The sequence below is a fragment of the Kribbella sp. NPDC049174 genome, from assembly GCF_043197365.1.
Lineage (GTDB): Bacteria > Actinomycetota > Actinomycetes > Propionibacteriales > Kribbellaceae > Kribbella.
Genome location: NZ_JBICSZ010000003.1, coordinates 570,745 through 588,906, shown reverse-complemented (window position 1 = coordinate 588,906; position 18,162 = coordinate 570,745). Strand labels below are relative to the sequence as shown.

17 protein-coding genes are annotated in these 18,162 nt (G+C 67.5%); 6 read left to right on the top strand and 11 right to left on the bottom strand.

What is annotated here, in order from left to right:
• Window positions 1-148 precede the first annotated feature (148 nt).
• Entirely contained in the window at window positions 149-1,018 is an 870-nt protein-coding gene (locus tag ACGFIF_RS20145; RefSeq protein WP_393156296.1) for a hypothetical protein, read from the top strand.
• Between the two features lie 257 nt (window positions 1,019-1,275).
• Here the strand turns inward: ACGFIF_RS20145 and ACGFIF_RS20140 are convergent, their stop codons facing one another.
• Window positions 1,276-1,851: a CGNR zinc finger domain-containing protein gene (locus ACGFIF_RS20140; protein WP_393156294.1), complete on the bottom strand. Its 576-nt coding sequence runs from the start codon at window positions 1,849-1,851 to the stop codon at window positions 1,276-1,278.
• A gap of 103 nt (window positions 1,852-1,954) precedes the next feature.
• On the opposite strand from ACGFIF_RS20140, the gene ACGFIF_RS20135 reads away from it, so the two are divergent.
• On the top strand, window positions 1,955-3,127 hold the full coding sequence (locus ACGFIF_RS20135; RefSeq protein ID WP_393156293.1) for an epoxide hydrolase family protein: 1,173 nt from the start codon (window positions 1,955-1,957) through the stop codon (window positions 3,125-3,127).
• A gap of 45 nt (window positions 3,128-3,172) precedes the next feature.
• Here the strand turns inward: ACGFIF_RS20135 and ACGFIF_RS20130 are convergent, their stop codons facing one another.
• The 4 genes from ACGFIF_RS20130 to ACGFIF_RS20115 are packed head-to-tail and all read right to left on the bottom strand — an operon-like array spanning window position 3,173 to window position 6,256.
• Entirely contained in the window at window positions 3,173-4,234 is a 1,062-nt protein-coding gene (locus tag ACGFIF_RS20130) for an ABC transporter ATP-binding protein (RefSeq protein WP_393156290.1), read from the bottom strand.
• Window positions 4,231-5,037, bottom strand: coding sequence for a molybdate ABC transporter permease subunit (modB, locus tag ACGFIF_RS20125; RefSeq protein WP_393156289.1), 807 nt, complete (start codon window positions 5,035-5,037; stop codon window positions 4,231-4,233). Before modB ends, ACGFIF_RS20130 begins: the two co-directional genes overlap by 4 nt.
• Window positions 5,034-5,810 (bottom strand): molybdate ABC transporter substrate-binding protein, encoded by a 777-nt coding sequence (gene modA, locus ACGFIF_RS20120; protein WP_393156287.1) that lies wholly within the window; start codon window positions 5,808-5,810, stop codon window positions 5,034-5,036. The genes modB and modA overlap by 4 nt, the downstream gene beginning before the upstream one ends.
• The gene (locus ACGFIF_RS20115) at window positions 5,810-6,256 is read right to left on the bottom strand and encodes a molybdopterin-binding protein (RefSeq protein WP_393156808.1); all 447 of its coding nucleotides are present in this window, start codon (window positions 6,254-6,256) and stop codon (window positions 5,810-5,812) included. The genes modA and ACGFIF_RS20115 overlap by 1 nt, the downstream gene beginning before the upstream one ends.
• Window positions 6,257-6,305: 49 nt before the next feature.
• Here ACGFIF_RS20115 and ACGFIF_RS20110 point away from each other — a divergent pair, with 49 nt between their 5' ends.
• Complete coding sequence (locus ACGFIF_RS20110) at window positions 6,306-8,228, top strand: acyl-CoA dehydrogenase (protein ID WP_393156286.1); 1,923 nt, start codon at window positions 6,306-6,308, stop codon at window positions 8,226-8,228.
• Entirely contained in the window at window positions 8,221-8,847 is a 627-nt protein-coding gene (locus ACGFIF_RS20105; protein WP_393156284.1) for a hypothetical protein, read from the top strand. The genes ACGFIF_RS20110 and ACGFIF_RS20105 overlap by 8 nt, the downstream gene beginning before the upstream one ends.
• A gap of 709 nt (window positions 8,848-9,556) precedes the next feature.
• Here ACGFIF_RS20105 and ACGFIF_RS20100 read toward each other — a convergent pair.
• Complete coding sequence (locus ACGFIF_RS20100; protein ID WP_393156283.1) at window positions 9,557-12,112, bottom strand: bifunctional FO biosynthesis protein CofGH; 2,556 nt, start codon at window positions 12,110-12,112, stop codon at window positions 9,557-9,559.
• 91 nt (window positions 12,113-12,203) lie between these two features.
• Here ACGFIF_RS20100 and ACGFIF_RS20095 point away from each other — a divergent pair, with 91 nt between their 5' ends.
• Window positions 12,204-12,758 (top strand): TetR/AcrR family transcriptional regulator, encoded by a 555-nt coding sequence (locus ACGFIF_RS20095; RefSeq protein WP_393156281.1) that lies wholly within the window; start codon window positions 12,204-12,206, stop codon window positions 12,756-12,758.
• Between the two features lie 199 nt (window positions 12,759-12,957).
• Window positions 12,958-14,718, top strand: coding sequence for an FtsX-like permease family protein (locus tag ACGFIF_RS20090; protein ID WP_393156280.1), 1,761 nt, complete (start codon window positions 12,958-12,960; stop codon window positions 14,716-14,718).
• On the opposite strand, the gene ACGFIF_RS20085 is transcribed toward ACGFIF_RS20090, so the two are convergent.
• From ACGFIF_RS20085 to ACGFIF_RS20065, 5 genes are read right to left on the bottom strand one after another with little or no spacing between them, the layout of a single operon-like run.
• Entirely contained in the window at window positions 14,701-15,207 is a 507-nt protein-coding gene (locus ACGFIF_RS20085; RefSeq protein WP_393156279.1) for a DUF2867 domain-containing protein, read from the bottom strand. The genes ACGFIF_RS20090 and ACGFIF_RS20085 overlap by 18 nt on opposite strands.
• A 9-nt stretch (window positions 15,208-15,216) precedes the next feature.
• Entirely contained in the window at window positions 15,217-15,768 is a 552-nt protein-coding gene (locus tag ACGFIF_RS20080) for a TetR/AcrR family transcriptional regulator (RefSeq protein WP_393156278.1), read from the bottom strand.
• A gap of 46 nt (window positions 15,769-15,814) precedes the next feature.
• On the bottom strand, window positions 15,815-17,026 hold the full coding sequence (locus ACGFIF_RS20075) for an MFS transporter (RefSeq protein WP_393156276.1): 1,212 nt from the start codon (window positions 17,024-17,026) through the stop codon (window positions 15,815-15,817).
• Window positions 17,023-17,469, bottom strand: a complete 447-nt coding sequence (locus ACGFIF_RS20070) for a MarR family winged helix-turn-helix transcriptional regulator (protein ID WP_393156274.1) — start codon at window positions 17,467-17,469, stop codon at window positions 17,023-17,025. The genes ACGFIF_RS20075 and ACGFIF_RS20070 overlap by 4 nt, the downstream gene beginning before the upstream one ends.
• 24 nt (window positions 17,470-17,493) lie before the next feature.
• Window positions 17,494-18,114, bottom strand: a complete 621-nt coding sequence (locus tag ACGFIF_RS20065) for a DUF998 domain-containing protein (RefSeq protein WP_393156273.1) — start codon at window positions 18,112-18,114, stop codon at window positions 17,494-17,496.
• Window positions 18,115-18,162: the final 48 nt, after the last annotated feature.

Below are 18,162 nucleotides of genomic sequence, written 5' to 3'. Positions count from 1 at the left end.
GCTGGCGGAGCGCCGCCACTTGGTCGAGAGCCGCTACCGCCTAGGCGTGGAGGCCGCTGCTGACTATCCCGCCGATCGCCGGGTCGCGGGGACCCCGCTCCTAGCTCCGGCCCACTGGATCCCTTCGGCCCCGTTGCCCCTCACCTCGGTGCACCTGGAGTTCGACCCCGACGCGACCTTTGACGGACCTGGCCTTGAGACGTCCCTTCCGCTCCGCCCCGACGGCACCCGCTACGCGTCGTATGCCGAAACCATCGCCGACCTAGCGCGACCAGCAGTCTTCGAGAACCGCCCCACCTACCGCCTACTAACCGCCGACCTGGCCGCGGCGCGTCCCGTACTGCGCTTCGGCCGCGGCACATACTTCGACAGCATCAACACCGGCGAAGCCGCCGCCCACGAGTACGCCGCCGACCGCCACGAACTCCGCCGTACCATCGGCGACCCCTGCGACCCGACCCGCCGCCCGGTCAACGTCGCCATCAGCACCCTGACCATCCGCAGCGACACGTCAGCCGGCTCAACCTTCTACCTCCACTGGCGCGACCCCGCCAAAGTCGGCCACGCCGGCGGCCTCTACCAGGTAGTTCCGTCCGGCATCTTCCAACCAACCGCAGACGAAAACACCGACTTCTCCCTCTGGCGAAACCTCATCCGCGAACTCTCCGAAGAACTACTAGGCCTACCAGAGACGTACACCCACTCCATCAACTACAAAACCTGGCCCTTTGCCGCCGACCTGACAGACGCGTTGGCCAACGGCAGCATCCGCGCGTACTGCGTAGGCCTAGGCGTAGACCCCCTGACCTTCGCCACCGACCTCCTGACAGTGCTCTCCATAGACGCAGAGCTCTTCGACACTCTCTTCCCCAAGGTTGCCAAAAGCAACGAGGAGGGCCAACTCCTGACGCCCAAGCCGTTCACCGCCGAATTCATCAACACCTACACCCGCCACGAACCGATGCAAGCCGCCGGCGCCGCCCTCCTCCAGCTGGCCTGGGACCACCAACTGGGCTGACCAGTCTCCGCTTCAGAGTCCCACGTCCTGAAACGGCCAGACTTCATCCTCGTCCCAACCCCCGGGCGGTTGGCGATACGCATTGCTCGTCAAGCGCCGCTCGCAAGCCCAGGCGTACTCGTCGACGAGACCAATTAGCTCGCATTCCTCGACAGCAGCCGACGTGAGTTGCCCATAGCACCAATCGCTACGCCGCACGCCCCTCACTCACCACATCGTCCTGACACGCTGCCCACTGGCCCCCGCCGCATCCGCGATCACTCCGCTGATGTGGAGTTCTTGCGCTGGTTGGCCCTGAAGCGCGCCTTCTTCTGACGATTCCCGCACGTGTTCATGTCACACCATCTGCGGGTGCGACTTTGGCTGGTGTCGAAGAAGGCGGCTTGGCAGGTCGGTGATGCGCACAAGGCCAATTTTCCGTCTCGTTCGCCGGCGATGATGCTGATCGCGTCGGCGGCGATCACGCTGAGGGCATCCTCCACGCAGGAAGCCGAGCTGAGCTGCCATCGCCGCTTACCCTCGGGCGTCAGAACAGCCGCGGCCCGACCCTGAGCGCTGCAGTCATTGATGACTTGGACAGCAGATGCGGGGAGAGCGTCCTGGAGCGCGGCCGCTGTCGCGGCGGCGTGAATCGACTCCCTGAGGTCCCGGGCGAGTTCGAGCTGGGCGGTGGTGCAGGAGTCCACGGCGAGGCCGCTCACTGCCAGCCAGTCGACGAGTCGCTGCGGTGTGGGAATGCGCTCCACAGCGTCGCCCTGACGCTCCGACAGAGTCCCCGTGAAGCTGGTCGCCAGCACGCTACCGAGGCGAAAGTCAGGGAATTCAGTACGCATGGAACCACCTTAGCTGGTTGCGCGCTGACGTGAAGACCTGGTAGAACCGTCTTAGACGGTTCGCAATGGTTCGCAGCCGGTTCCGCGATGGCCAGGAGGTCCCATGCCCCGCCCAACCAGCGACGTGCAAGCATTTGAAGCCCACGCAACTGACGCCGACCTCGACGATCTGCGCGCGCGATTGGCCGCGGCGCGGCTACCGGAGGCCGAGACGGTCTATCGCGCCGCGCCCGACCCTCGCCGATGGGAACAGGGCGTTCCGCTCGCCGACCTCGTCGATGTCGTGAACTACTGGCGCACCGGGTACAACTGGCGGTCGTTCGAAGATCGCCTTGACCGGATCGGCCAGTTCCGCACGACCATCGATGATCTGGGAATCCACTTCCTGCACCGCCGATCCGCGCGCGCTGATGCCACTCCTCTGATCTTGACGCACGGCTGGCCAGGCAGCATTGCCGAGTTCATCGATGTTGTCGACGAGCTGGCAGATCCGAAAGATGCGGACGCGCCGGCGTTCCACGTCGTGGTCCCGTCGCTGCCGGGCTTTGGTTACAGCGACAAGCCGGCCACCACCGGGTGGGGAACGGAAAAGATCGCGGCCGCATGGGTGGAGCTGATGGGAAGGCTCGGCTACAGCAAGTTCGCAGCCCACGGCGGCGACTGGGGAGGCAATATCACCACGGTTCTCGGCGGCAGGTTCCCGGCGCACGTTCTCGGCATCCACACAACGTTCGCGGCGGGACCGCCCGGGTTGACAACGGACGGGCTGACGGCGGTCGAGCGCGAGTGGACCGAGGAAACCCACGATTTCTGGCGCCACCGCGCGGCGTACGCGAAGCAGCAGGCGACCCGGCCGCAGACCATCGGCTACTCGCTCGTCGACTCACCGGTCGGGCTTCTTGCGTGGATCCTCGACAAGTTCGCCGAGTGGTCAGACACCGAAGACAGCCCGTTCGAGACGATTTCCAGAGACCGCGTTCTTGACGACGTCACCTTGTATTGGCTGACGCGGACCGGCGCATCGGCGGCCCGCATCTACTACGAGAGCCACAACTCGCTGGACCCCGAACTTCGGGTCGACGTCCCGTCAGCAATCACCATGTATCCCGGCGACATCGAGAAGTATCCGCGCGCCTGGGCACAAGAGCGGTACCGACAGATCGTCCGATGGAGGTCACCCGAAAGCGGGGGACATTTCCCGTCGCTGGAGGTCCCCGAGTATTTCGTCAAAGACCTACAAGAGGGCCTCGCCGCAGTCCTGGCCGCCAACCGGTGAACGCGACTGCGACGCAGGAGCGGGTGCGTAGCACGCGTGGGTGGGTCAGTTGGGGTAGGTGTGGATCTCGGTGGCTTTGAGGGTGGCGTGGAGGGGTTGGCCGGGAGAGAGGTGCAGGTCAGCTACCGCCGCTGGGGTGATGTCGGCCAGGAGGGTGTCGGGTCCGGTGGGGGTGGCGGACAGTCGGACTCGGACGGTGTGGGCGTGTTGTTCGATGCCGGTGACCACGGCGGGCCAGGTGTTACGGGGACTGCCTGATGGCGGGTCGACGTACAAGCTGACCGCAGTGGGCGGGAAGGCAACATGGACCGGACCGTCCGCAGGTTCGGCGAGGGTGATGGTGCCGCCGTCGGTGAGGTGGACTGTGGTGCCGGAGGCGGTGCCGCGGTACAGGTTCAGACCCACCAGTTGGGCAACGTAGTCGGTGCGGGGCCGGCGGGCTATGTCGGTCGGACGCCCCTCCTGGACGACCCGGCCGTCCTCGACGATCACCAGACGATCCGCGAGCACCATGGCGTCGAGTGGGTCGTGCGTGACGAGCAGAGTCCGTCCGGGAAACCGTTGAAGGTGCTGACCAAGTTCAGCCCGGACATGAAGCGTCGTGCTGGCGTCCAACGCGGCCAGCGGCTCATCCAGAAGCAGCACCTCCGGGCTGGTCGCCAACGCCCGCACGAGCGCCACCCGCTGCGCTTGGCCACCGGACAGCGTGCGGGGCCGGGTGCGGGCGAACGCCGCGAGCCCAACAGCCTCCAACCATCGCAACGCCTCCGCACGGGCCGCGTGCTTGTCGACACCGCGAGCCCGCAGCCCGAAAGCAACGTTCTCCAAGCAGGTCAGGTGATTGAAGAGTAGGTAGTCCTGGAACACCACGCCGATCGGCCGCCGGTCCGGCGTACGGAAGGCCCTCGGCGGCTCGTCCCACACCTCGTTTTCCAGTGCGATGCGGCCAGCACCAACAGGCAGCAGACCGGCGATCGCGCGGAGCGCTGTGGTCTTGCCGGCGCCGTTAGGTCCCAGCAACGCGACAACCTCGCCAGGCTCGACCACCAGGTCCAGTGAGAGCTCAAAGGCTCCACGGCTCACTCGCACATCGGCGTACAGAGTCATCGCAACCCACTGATCCAGCGCTCGCGCAGACACGCCAGTACGACGACCGACACGAGCAGCAGCACCAGACTCAGTACGACGGCCACGTCCGGGTCGGTCTCCAACGCCAGATACACCGCTAGCGGCATCGTCGTCGTACGGCCGGGCAGATTGCCCGCAAAGGTGATGGTGGCGCCGAACTCCCCAAGTGCACGAGCCCAGCACAGTACGGCGCCCGCCACGACACCTGGAGCGATAGACGGCAGGGTGACGCGGCGGAACGTCAGCCAGCGGCCCGCACCGAGTGTTGCGGCCGCCTCCTCGTACCGGGGATCGGCTGCACGTAGTGCGCCCTCTACCGAGATCACCAGGAACGGCATAGCGACGAACGCTTCTGCAACGACCACTCCGGCTGTTGTGAAGGGCAGGGAGAAGCCAAACCAGAGATCCAGGCGTTCACCGATCAGTCCGCGCCGTCCCAGCACCAAGAGCAAGGCAACACCGCCCACGACCGGCGGCAGCACCAACGGGACTGTGACAAGCGCCCGGATGAGCCCGCGGCCCGGCACCGACCCTCTAGCGAGCAGCCACGCCAGTGGAATGCCCAACACAAGGCAGATGAGAGTCGCGAGCGTTGCGCACACGAGAGACAGCCGCAGCGCCTGCCAGACGTCAGCGCTGAACAACCGGCCCGGCAGCGTTGACCAAGGCGCTTTGGCCAGCAGTCCGATCAGTGGGATCAGTAGGAACGCCAGACCGAGCAGCGCAGGCAGCAGGAGAACGAGGGGCAGTCGCCCGCTCGTGCTCCTGCGCCTACGACTCACGGTGCGTCGAACCCAGCGGCGGTGAGGACGGCCTTGCCCTGGTCGGAGAGGACATAGTCGACGAACGCCTTGGCGCCGGCCGCGTTCGGGGCCTTGGTCAGCGTGGCGATCGGGTACTCGTTGATCGCCTTGTCGGCCTCGGGGAACTCGATGCCCTCCACCTTGTCCTTGGCGGCGAGTACGTCGGTCTTGTAAACCAGCGCCGCGTCGACCTCACCGAGGCTGACCTTCGTCAGCGCGGCCTTGACGTCCTGCTCCAGGCTGTCCGGCTCCGGCGTGATCCCGACCGCCTTGAACACCTTGTCCGCCGCGGCCCCGCACGGGACCTGCGCGGCGCACAGCGCGATCTTCTTGTTCTTGTCCGCGAAGTCCTTCAGCCCGGTGATCTTGGCCGGATTCCCCTTCGGTACAGCGATCTCCAGCGTGTTCTGCACGAACGTTGTCGGGGTGTTCTTGTCGGTCACCTGGTCCATGTTCTTCGGTGCCGCCGAGGCGAACACGTCGGCCGGCGCGCCCTGGTTGATCTGCTGAGCCAGGGCCGAGCTGCCGGCGAAGTTGAAGACCACCTTCACACCCGGATTGGCCTTCTCGAAGTCCTTGCCCAGCTGAGTGAACGACCCGGTCAGCGAGGCCGCCGCGAACACAGTGACCGTGCCCGACAGGTTCGTCGTACTGGAGCCACTCGACGAGGCGGCCGGGCTGTCGTCACCACAGGCGGCCAGGGTCAGCGCCGCGACGGCGGTCAGCGCGACGAGCGCGGTACGACGGAACATCAGGCCTCCGGGATTTCGACCACGACATGGGTGGACTTGATCGAGGCGACGGCCACCACACCTGGCTCCAGACCGAGCTCGTCGGCGGCCTCGCGACTCATCAGCGACACGACGCGGAACGGCCCGGCCTGCATCTCGACCTGAGCCATCACACCGTCCTTGAGGACGCGGGTGACGATCCCCCGCATCCGGTTGCGGGCCGAGGCCGCGGTCGTGGTGCCCGGCTCGGGTGACTCCGCGAGCTGCTGGGCGAACGAGGCGAGCGCACGCCCGTCGATCGCCATCCGTCCACCGTCGTGGACCGACGGCAGCCGGCCCTGCTCGACCCAGCGTCGCACGGTGTCGTCACTGACCCCGAGCAGCGCGGCCGCCTCACTGATCCGCAAATTCGGCACGATCGTCATTCTAATGCCGCAGATGCGGGTCGTGACGCGAGTTGTCCACAGTCACACGATGGTGACGGAAAGTGGTCACCGCGACGCATAAGTTAGGGGTATGAGGACATCGGGGTTGCGGGACTACCTGGACGGGCCGCACAAGGCGGCGCGGGACGTCGTGCGCGCAGAGCTGGCCGCCGACACGGAGCTGTACGACCTGGCCGTCAGGCTGCCGCGGGACGAGTACCGCGACAAGGTGCTCGAGTTGCTGCAGCGAGCCACCGCGCAGGGCCATCCGGCCCGCGGCTTCCCGAAGGAGTTCGGCGGTGAGGGCGACCTCGGCGGGTTCATCGCCGGGTTCGAGACGATGGCCTTCGGGGATCTCTCGCTGATGGTGAAGGCCGGGGTGCAGTTCGGCCTGTTCGCCGGGGCGATCCTGCACCTGGGGACCGAGCGGCATCACGAGCAATACCTGGCGGACGCGATCGGCGGCCGGCTGCTGGGGTGCTTCGCGATGACCGAGACCGGGCACGGCTCGAACGTCCAGGCTCTCGACACGACAGCGACGTACGACGCCGCGACCGGGGAGTTCGTCGTCCACACACCGACCCCGGCCGCGCGCAAGGACTACATCGGCAACGCGGCGCGGCACGGGCGGATGGCGGCGGTGTTCGCGCAGCTCGTGGTCGGCGGTGAGACACACGGCGTGCACTGTCTGCTGGTTCCGATCCGATCGGAGGACGGTACGCCGATGCCCGGCGTCACGTTGTCCGACTGCGGACCGAAGCTCGGGCTGAACGGAGTGGACAACGGGCGGATCGTGTTCGATCAGGTCCGGGTGCCACGGGAGGCGCTGCTCGACCGGTATGCCCAGGTTGATGCTGAGGGCAATTACGCGAGTGAGATCGAGAATCCGGACCGCCGGTTCTTCACCATGCTCGGCACATTGGTGCAGGGCCGAGTGTCGGTCGGTGGGGCCGCGATCAACGCGAGCAAGGTCGCACTCACGATCGCGATCCGGTACGGCGCTCAGCGACGGCAGTTCGGTGCTCCGGGGAGTGCTGACGAGGCGTTGCTGCTCGACTATCGGATGCATCAACGGCGGTTGCTGCCGTTGCTCGCCCGGACCTACGCGCTGCACTTCGCTCAGGCGGAGTTGGTGGACGAGTTCGTGCGGATTTTCGATGACAGCAGCAACGAGCATGACCGGCGCGCGTTGGAGGCGCAGGCCGCCGGGACGAAAGCGCTCGGGACGTGGCATGCGACCGAGACGATCCAGACGTGTCGCGAGGCGTGCGGTGGGGCCGGCTATCTGGCGGAGAACCGGCTGGCGACGCTGAAGGCGGACACGGAGGTGTTCACCACCTTCGAGGGGGACAACACCGTCCTGCTGCAGCTGGTCGCGAAGGGTCTGCTGACGGACTATCGGGAGTCGTTCGGGAAGCTCGACCCGCTCGGGACGGCTCGCTTCATCGCGGCCCAAGCGGTGGAGATCGCGGTCGAGAAGGCGGCGCTGCGACCGTTGATCGAGCGGCTGCGGGACGTCGTACCGAATCGGAACGATGCGGCCGACCCTGATGCCGGGTTGCGGGACGACGCGTACCACTCGGGGCTGCTGCGGTTCCGGGAGGAGCACATGCTGTCCGGGGTCGCGCGGCGGTTGAAGGGCGGGATCGATGCGGGTGACGAGCCGTTCGAGGTGTTCAACCGGTGCCAGGACCACGTCATCGCGGCCGGGCGGGCGCATGTGGACCGGATCGTGCTCGAGGCGTTCCAGACCGCTGTGCAGAATGCTCCGGAGGAGATTCGCGAACAGTTGAAGGACGTCTACGACCTGCACGCGCTGGCGACGATCGAGGCGGAGCGAGCCTGGTACCTCGAGCACGGGCGGTTGTCGCCGGGGCGGTCGAAGGGGATCACGGCGCTGGTGAACGAGCTGTGTGCCGCGGTCCGGCCGGTCGCGGTGGACCTCGTCGACGCGTTCGGCGTACCGGGCGCGGCGGTCGATGTGCCGATGGTTGTACCGTCGCAGCATGAGTGAGCCGATCGAACCCGCGTCGGCCGCCGAGGCCGCCCGCGAACTCGCCCGGGTGCTGCTGGAGCAGGCCGACGCTCTGGACCTGCACGACCTGCGGGCCACCGGCGCGATCGAGAACGTCCGGGTCCAGGCCCGGGCGCTCGCGGACGCCGTCCACGAACGAGGCTGGGGTGACATCTTCCTCGGGATCGACTCCTACGACCCCGACGAGCTGGACGACCTGCCGCTCGGGCCGGACGACTTCGACGACCCCGAGGACTACCGGGAGATGGTCGAGGGCAGCAGCCTGGACGAGCTCGACGAACTGGAGGAGCCGCTGCTGCCGGAGAACGGCGTGCGGCTCAGCTACCAGGCCCGGTACGACTTCGTGGTGACTGATCCGGAAGCGTTCGTGCAGTACGTCCGGAGCCGGGCGGACGAGGCGCAGAACGACGAGGTGATCGACGACATCGAGGACGCGCAGTCGGCGTTCGAGCTGCTCTGCTACCTCGACGGCCTCGGCTCCAAGGACTACGACAACGCCGGCCTCACCCCGGCCGGCGGCGAAGAGTCGCACAAGGTCGTCGAGTTCTCCCTCTGGGACCTCGACCCCACCCGCCGCGACGACACCTACCCGTACTAGCCCGAAACCCAGCGGCCCGCCCCGAGCACGCTCGGAGGCAGGCCGCTGCTGCATTTGCGTCCCACGTGCCGGCCCAGCGGAACAGCTCGGTACTCCGGCTCAGCGGGTCAGCTCGGTGCAGGTCCAGCGGAACAGCTCGGCAGCGGTCTGTGGTGGGTTCGAGTGGTCGAGAGGTCTAGGCCGGATTGGTCGCGAGCGCTGGCAGTGCTCTGTCTCTGTAGATCACTTTTCGGGCACGGTTCATCGGGCTCGCTGCGGGTGGGCGGTTGTCGGATCAGCGGTTCTGTTGTTGCGGAAGGCAACATCTGCACGGAAAGTGAGGATCTATCTACAGAGTGTTGTCTTGTTCAAAGGCAATGCAAATGTTTGATCCGGGGGATGGTCCGCGACTGTGGCCGCGTGACAACGTTCTGCTGTCGGCGACGGACGGGTCGCTGACACAGGCTCCAGGTGTTTCCGATGTGCTCCCGTCCGCGACCGGACTGTACCTCCCCTGCCGGTCACGGAATGAGCTGCCGGGCCCACCCTCCTTCGGGCCGACTGCCCTCTCGGGGCAACAGCAGGACGCCGGCCGCGCCGACAGCGGTGCCGGTCGCCAGTGAGGTGGCGACCGACATCAGGCGCGGTCGGCGTTTCCCTGTAGTGCAAGGGAATGCCGCCTGGTTGGTGTCTGGTGCTGCTGGGGACCAGACACCAACCGGCGAGCGTCTCAGGCGAGTTCGACCGACGGCCGCGACGGGACATCGCCGTACGTCGTGGTGCGTTGGCGGGCCGGGCGACCGGCGGCCGTGGCCATCGCGGTGAGTTCGGCGATCGACTTGCGGGAGCCGTGCTTCGAGCCGGCCATCCGGCTGATCGTCTCCTCCATCAGGGTGCCGCCGATGTCGTTGACGCCGCCGTTGAGGACCGCGACGCAGCCGTCGACACCGAGTTTCACCCACGAGCACTGGATGTTGTCGATCCGGCCGTGCAGCATGATCCGCGCCATCGCGTGCACCGCGCGGTTCTCGTCGTACGTCGGACCCGGTCGTGCCACGCCGGCCAGGTAGATCGGCGAGTTCTGGTGGATGAACGGCAGCAGCACGAACTCGGTGAACCCACCGGTCTGGTCCTGGACGGCGGCGATCGTGCGCAGGTGCTGGACCCAGTGGTGCGGCGCGTCGACGTGGCCGTACATCATCGTCGAGCTGGACGGCAGTCCGACCTTGTGCGCGGTGCTGATCACCTCGATCCACGTTGCCGTCGGCAACTTCCCCTTGGTGAGGATCCAGCGGACGTCGTCGTCGAGGATCTCGGCCGCGGTCCCGGGGATGCTGTCCAGCCCGGCCTCCTTCACCGAGATCAGGAAGTCCTCGATCGACAGCCCGGTGCGGACCGAGCCGTTGACGATCTCCATCGGCGAGTACGCGTGGACGTGCATGTCCGGCACCCGGTCCTTAACCGCCCGGACCAGGTCGGCGTACGCCGTACCGGGAAGGTCGGGGTGGATGCCGCCCTGCATGCAGACCTCGGTGGCGCCGATCACCCAGGCTTCCTCGGCGCGTTGGCCGACCTCGTCCATCGACAGCGAGTACGCATCCGCATCGGTCCGCCGCTGGGCGAAGGCGCAGAACCGGCAGCCGGTGTAGCAGACGTTGGTGAAGTTGATGTTGCGGTTGACGACGTACGTCACGTCGTCGCCGACCGTTGCCTTGCGCAAGTCATCCGCCAACGACGCCAGCGCGTCGAGTGCCGGACCTGTTGCCGTCATCAACGTCAGCGCCTGGGCGTCGGACAGGCCGGCCGGATCGCGCTCGGCCGCGGCGAGGGCGGCCTTCGTCTCGGCCTCGATCCGCTCCGGTGCGCCGGTGCGGTCGAGTGCCTGCTCGGCGGCGCTCGAGTCGGCGGCGCGACGCGCGGCCACGTCCTCGCGCAGTACGTCCCAGTCGCCGTACGCCGCGTCGAAGTCCGAGCGAGTCTCGGTACGCCGTCCCTCGGTGTCGATCGCGGTGTGCAGATCGGTCCGCCCCACGCTGTCCCAGCCGCCGTCCGGCTCCTGCCAGGGCAGGCCGACCGGCATCGCGTCCTCGTTGGCCAGCCCGGTGGCGGGATCGACCAGCGCCTCGACGTGTGAGATCAGTCGCGGGTCGAGCCACGGCTCACGCAGGTACTCCGGATGCGCGGTCAGCCTTTCCCGCAAGGTGAATCCGGCGTCCGCGGTCACCTTGGCCAGGTCGTCGATCTGCGGCCACGGACGCTCCGGGTTCACATGGTCCGGCGTCAGCGGCGAGACTCCGCCGAAGTCGTCGATACCGGCGTCGAGCAGCGCGCGGCACTCGGTCAGGTCGACCAGGTTCGGCGGCGCCTGCACGCGCATCCGCGGCCCGAGGACGATCCGGGTGACCGCGATCGCGGCCAGCCATTCCTCCAGCGCTACGTCGTCGTCGTTGCGCATCGCCGTGTCGGGCTTCACCCGGAACCCCTGGATGATGACTTCCTGGATCCCGTTGTACTGCCGCGCGATCTTGCGCAGCGCGAAGATCGAGTCGGCCCGCTCGGCCAGCGTCTCGCCGATGCCGATCAGCAGGCCGGTGGTGAACGGCACGTTCGACCGGCCGGCGTCCTCGAGCACCCGCAGCCGGACGGCCGGGTCCTTGTCGGGCGAGCCGAAGTGCGGTTGGCCCTTCTCCTCGAACAGCCGCCGTGAGGTGGTCTCCAGCATCATGCCCATGCTCGGCGCGACGGGCTTCAACCGCTGCAGGTCCTGCCACTTCATCACGCCCGGGTTCAGGTGCGGCAGCAGCCCGGTCTCCTCGAGCACCCGGATCGACATCGCCCGCACGTAGTCGAGCGTGCTGTCGTATCCGGCTTCTTCGAGCCAGGTGCGCGCGGCGTCCCACCGCTCCTCGGGCGCGTCGCCGAGCGTGAAGAGCGCCTCCTTGCAGCCGAGCGCTGCACCCTGCCGGGCGATCTCCAGCACCTCGTCGGGCGAAAGGTACGGCGCGTGCACGCGACCGGGCGTGGTCGCGAACGTGCAGTAGTGGCAGCGATCGCGGCACAACCGGGTCAGCGGGATGAACACCTTCTTCGAGAAGGTGACGATCCCGGCCCGGCCGGCGTCCGCCAGACCCTGGTCGCGGACCCGCGCCGCGGTCGCCATCAAGGCGGTCAGCGCATCACCGGTGGCGGTGAGCAGAACCTCCGCCTCGACCGGGTCGAGTGTCTTTCCGTCGTCGGCGCGCTTGAGGGCGCGACGCATCGCCGTACTGATGTCGTTGGTGGCCACGGAATCCGAGCCTAGGCGCCGGAAACCGGTCGTTCCCGCGATTTCCGGGACGAAAAACAATCCGTACAGCTGTCCTGATAGTTTGCTGTTCGTGCAGGTCAGGCGGGGTGTCGACGGGCGCCGGATGCGCGGTGAGCAGCGGCGGAGCGAGCTGCTGCGGGCGACGCTGACGGTGATCGAGCGCGACGGAGTCGCAGGTGTGAGCCATCGCGCGGTGGCCACGGCGGCGGATGTGTCGGTCGCCTCGATCACGTACCACTTCCCGACGCTGGACGATCTGCTGGTCGCGGCGCTGACCTGGGCGGCGGAGGATCTCGCGGCCGAGCTCCACGGGCGGGGGAGCGAGCTGGGTGCGCGACCGGCGGATGAGCTGGCCCGGCTGATCGAGCACAGCCTGGTCCGCCGACGCGGCCGGACGCTCGCCCTCTACGAGCTCTACCTGTACGCCGCCCGCCGCCCGGACCTCCGCCCGGTCGCCGGAGCCTGGCTCGAGCCCCTCACCGAGATCGCCCGAGCGTTCACCGCCGACCCCCAGAAGGCGGGCCTCCTGGTCGCCGCCTTGGACGGCCTGCTCATGCAGGCCCTGATCGGCGCCCGGGAAATAGACACCCAAGACTTCGCCGCACTTCTGGAGGTCCTGAGGTAGCGGGCGTACGGCGCTGGGCTGAAAAGAACCGGCGGTGGGGTAGCGCGGGGGATACCTCGGGTGGGGTTTGTGGGCCCGGGTCGTCACGTCCTCGCCGCGGTTGGGTTGGAGGATGTTGAGGTTGTCGGTGGGGGCTTTGCGCAGTCGGTGGCAGCTGTTCGCGGGGGCGGTTGTTGCTGTCGCGCTCGGGGTTGGGCTCGTGCAGTCGGGGCTGCAGGTGCTGGCGGCGACGGATCGGCCGGTGTTGCCGGCCGGTCTGTCCGCCTACGACCGGGCCAGGGGTCGCGAGGGGTATGTCGGGGCTGCGACGTTGCTGGGGATGTCGGTGATGCTGGCGGTGTTTCTGACCGTGTTCATCGTCAGCACGACCTTTGGGTTCACGGTCGCGCAGCGCCGGCGTGAGCTCGGGCTACTCCGGTTGGTGGGGGCGCAACGGGGATACGTCTGCTTGATGCTGCTGTGCGAGGCCGGCCTACTCGGGGTCTTGGGTACGGCGATCGGCGTACCGGTCGGACTACTCGGCACCTGGGCTCAGTCGGTGTTGCTGATCAAGCTCGGCATGTTGCCCTCGTGGTTCGACGCGCCCTGGGATCAAGCTGCGATGTGGGCCGCGATGATCGTCGGGGTGAGCACCGCCTTGGTCGGCGTACTCACGGCAGCCTGGCGAGCATCCCGGGTCAGTGCACTCGAAGCACTCACAGAGTCGCCCAAGGCGATGTGCGTGATGACCGCATGGCGTTGGTTCTGGGGACTCTCGGCCGCCGCGTGCACGGTATTGCTCGTGACCGCCGCACAGGCAGCTCGCGATCTCGTTGCCGGTCTGATGATCGGCCTGATCGTGATGATCAGCGGTTCGATCGCGCTCAGCCAGCTCAGCCCGATCGTCGTACCACTGGCCGGTCGCCTTCCCGCGGCGGTGCTTCGCGGCAACCTCATCGCCGACCTCGCCCGAGCCGGCGTTCTTCATGCAGTACGGCGAAGTGCTGCCACCGCGGCGCCGTTGATCGTGCTGGTGGGACTCGTGGTCGGGTTGTGGGGCACGTTCGGATCACTCGCCAAAGCGGTCGGCGTCGAACAGGAGAGGCTGATCACCGCCGACCTGGTGGTGACCGGCGACGAGGTGCCCAAAGGCCCGGGGATCGCGGTCGCCGCACCGCAGACCGCCGTACCTGTCGCAATCACCCGTGGAAAGCGAACCGTGTATTCCGAGGCGATCGGAATAGACCCGGCGGCCTATCAGCAAACGCACAAGCTCCGCCCGCGCAAGGGATCACTGGACCGGCTGACCGGCCGGACGATTGCCATCGGCCCCGGAATGGCCGCCGAGGGCTACAAACTCGGATCGACCCTCACCATTGCGCTCGGCAACAGGAAGATCCCGGTCAAGGTGGTCGCGATCATGCCGGAAACTCTCGACGTCAGCGAGAACTTCTTCATCCCGCGCACGTTGCTCCCGGCCGGCGGCCGAACCGAAACGCTCATCAAAGTTGCGCCAGGCAACAGTCCACCAGCAGGAAAGACCGTCAAGGAGTGGGCGGAAGCAAGAGGTGAAGCCCAGCAGCGCAGCAATTCCGGCCTCTTCGCCGCGCTCATGGGACTCGCCGGAATCTTCACCGCTGTTGCCGTCGTCAACGCTGTGGTGATGTCCACGGCCGACCGCCGCCGCGAGTTCGCGCTGGCCCGGATGGCGGGTCTGACGAGAATCCAGGTCGTCGCGGTCGCCCTGGTCGAATCGACCGTTGTCGTGATCATCGGCGTACTGCTCGGTGCCCTGGTCGCCGCGGCTGCGCTGGCTGGTATCGCTGCCGGCCCTTACGGCCTTGCCGCTTTGGCGATTCCGTGGCGACTGCTGGGGCTGATCTTCGCCGCGGCCATGGTCGTCGTCGGTGCCGCGGCCGCGTTCACCGCGCATCGAGCGACCAGCCCGCAACCGATCTCCCTGCTAGCGGGACGCGAATGACCTGACGCCGGCATTGGCCATGCTGCGCACCACGAGGTGATGGAACGGCTCGATCAGTTTGTAGTAGAACCGTCCCGCGGATCGGAGGTACCGCACCAGTGTGACGACCTTGAATTCACTGACAGGTTGCGCGTTGTCAGTGATGATCGCCAGGTACGCGATCAGGTGGTTGTCGGTGACCTTGAGCAGCAGGTAGTGGTCTTCCGCGCCACGTTCGACGGTGAAGAACGACGCCAGGTCGCCTGGCGTGAAGCTCACGGTCTCCGGCCGAAGCCGTCGCGACTCCGGGATCCCGGTCGTCTCGAGGCGGAGCACCTGCGCCACCGCCATCCGGACAGCGAACAATCCCTTGATCCACAGCGGCGAATAGCCAAGAGCACCCGCGGTGAACTCGCGCAGCGACACCGCACCGCGCACGGTCTTCACATCGACGACGTCGACCACAGGGAGCAGGTCGTCGATCTCGGGCAGATCGGTACGGGTCGGCATGGCGGCCTCCTAGTCGATCAACGTCTCTCCGGTCGCGAGACGCAGTGTCATCGCGTAGATCTCGCGCAGGTCGCTCTTCGGCACCGAGGGCAGCACTTGCTCGGCGCCGATGAGGATCAGGTACAGGAGTTGAGCGAAGCGGTCCGGGTCGGCGTCGGCCTTCATTCCGCGGCAGAGCTCGCGAAGGTACGCCGTCCGGGCGCGATCCACCCGCTCCTGCGCAGCCCGTACTTCGGCATCCTGCAAAGCCCACGCCCGCACGGCGATCTCCAGCTGAGCGCTGTCGGGATCGGACAGCACCAGCTGCAGCAGCCGCTGCAACTTGGCCGCCGGCTCCGCATCCGGCTCACGCTCGACCGTGTCGATCAGACGTGTGGTGAACTGCGCCTCGAAGGACTCCAAGAGCGCCGTACGGAAACCCGCGGCGCCCTTGAAGTGGTGGTAGTACGACCCTTTGGTGACCCCGAGTTTCCCGGTCAGTCGCTCGATCGTGACAGCCGGCGCTCCCTCGTCCGCCAGCAGCTCGAGCCCCGCCTCCAGCCACTCGGTGCGCGTCACCATGCCAGGACCATACCAAACCGTTTGGTATGGTCCCGGCTTCGGGGACTCAGGCGTCGGCGGCGGTGAGGGCTTCGGCTTCGACCTTGGAGTGGGCGGTTGGGGTGCGCAGGTGGGACAGAGGCTTCCAGCCGGTGGCAAGGACGCCGACCGCGAGGAGTACTGCGAAGGCGCCGACGTAGAACGGGATCTGGACGTTGATCTCCTCGCCGAGTTTGCCGGCCAGCCACGGTGCGACCGCGCCGCCGGAGAATCGGACGAAGGAGTACGCCGCCGACGCCGTACCGCGCTCGACCGGAGCGGCGGCCATCACGGCCTCGGTGATCAGGGTGTTGTTGATGCCGAGGAACAGTCCGGCCACGATCACTCCGATCGCGAGGACCTCCTTGTGATGTGCGTACACACCCATCACCGCGAGGTCCGCGCCGAACAGCAGCAGTGACGTCATCACCACCGGCAGCGTGCCGAACCACCGCTGCAGCCGCGGCGCCACGAATACCGACGTGATCGCCAGCCCGATCCCCCAGCCGAAGAAGATCAGCCCGATCTGCCGCGCCGACATCGCCAGCGGGAACGGCGTGAACGCGAGCAGCGTGAAGAACCCGAAGTTGTACAGCAACGCCGTGATCGCCACGGTCGCCAGCGAGCGGTGCCGCAACGCCTTCAGCGGTTCGATGATCGACGTACGACGTGCCGCCGGTGGCGACGCGGGAAGCAGGAAGGCCGTCGCCGCGAGCGCGATCGTCATCAGTACGGCGACGCCGAAGAACGGACCGCGCCACGAGATCGTGCCGAGCTCACCGCCGACCAGCGGGCCGGCCGCGATGCCGACGCCGAGCGCGGCCTCGTACAGGATGATCGCTTCGGCGACCGAACCGCTGGCGGAGTTGACGATGGTGGCCAGTGCGGTCGCGATGAACAGCGCGTTGCCGAGACCCCAGCCGGCGCGGAAGGCGACGATCGCGCCGATGGAGTTCGACAGGCCGGCCAGGGCGCTGAACACGACGATGATGGCCAGACCGATGAGCAGGGTGCGCTTGGCGCCGATCCGGCTGGAGACCGCGCCGGTGATCAGCATCGCGACGCCGATCACCGCCATGTAGCTGGTGAACAGCAGCGACACCTGCGACGGGCTGGCGTCCAGTTGCTCGGCGATCGGCTTCAGGATCGGGTCGACCAGGCCGATGCCCATGAACGCGATCACACAGGCGAACGCGACCGCCCAGACGGACTTGGGTTGTTTCAGGAACGAGTTGCTCACCGGGGCGTGTCCTCCACAACATCGAGGGTGAGGATCTTGTGCATGACGGCGACCGCGGCCTCGAGGGTGGTGAGGTCGGTCGCGGGGAGCTGGCGGAGCCGGGTGGCGATCGCGGCGCCGGCTTCCTGGCGGGCGCGCTGCAGTTCGGCGTACCCGGCGTCGGTGAGGCTGATCAGGCTGGCGCGCGAGTCGGCCGGATCGGCCTCGCGGCGTACCCAGCCCTGCTCTTCCTGGCGTTGCACCAGGTTCGACATCGTCGGCTGGGAACAGCGGTCGGCCTTGGCGAGCTCGCTGATCCGGGTCGGGCCGAGCTCGTCGAGCCGCCCGAGCAGTCGCATCGCCGCGTGCGGCAGGGCACTCACGTCCCGGCTCGCCATCCGCGTCACCCGCGCGGAGGCGACCACCAGGTCCACACCCAGCTGGGTCAGCTCAGTTCCGATCACGTTCAACCAATATACATAGGAATGCTATGCATCTCCACTGGCCGCCGTGGTGACCCGAGTCACGGACGTCTGCGGCTGGGCGCAGAGCACGGCCAGGAAGGCGAACTGGATGGCTGTCGCGATCACCAAGCGCACGCTGAGGGTGTCGGGGTCCGGCCAACCCGCGACGGCCAGGGCCAGCACGATCGTCGCGATGGTCGACCACCGGGGTAGGCCAGCCGCACGCTTCGCCACTGTGACGGCTGCCGCGATCCACGCGAGTTGTACGACGCCGAAGCCGACCTCATGCAGGAGGCCGTGCCAACTCAGGTCTCCCCGACCCTCGGGTGCTCCCGCGGGGAAGCCGGCGCCCGGATCGGTGACGAAGACGCCGGCCAGGATCAGGCCGATCCCGAGGGCTCCGACGTAGCGGGGCAGCCATCGGCCCTGGTCCCGGAGTCCCGCCGCCGCGGCGACGACCAATGCGCCGGTGATGACGAAGTTCGCGATCTGGATCCATCCGGCGCTGCCGAGGGCGAGCAGGCTGAGCGGATGCCGGCCCGGGTCGAATCCGTCCCGGGTGAAGGCCTGCGCGGCCCAGACGGTCAGAAAGACGGGTCCGGCGGCGATACCGCAGGCGCGCCCCTGGTGCTTGGTGACGTCCATGATCCTTGTCCTCTCTGCTGGGGAGCTTCAGCAGAGACGTCGAAGGAT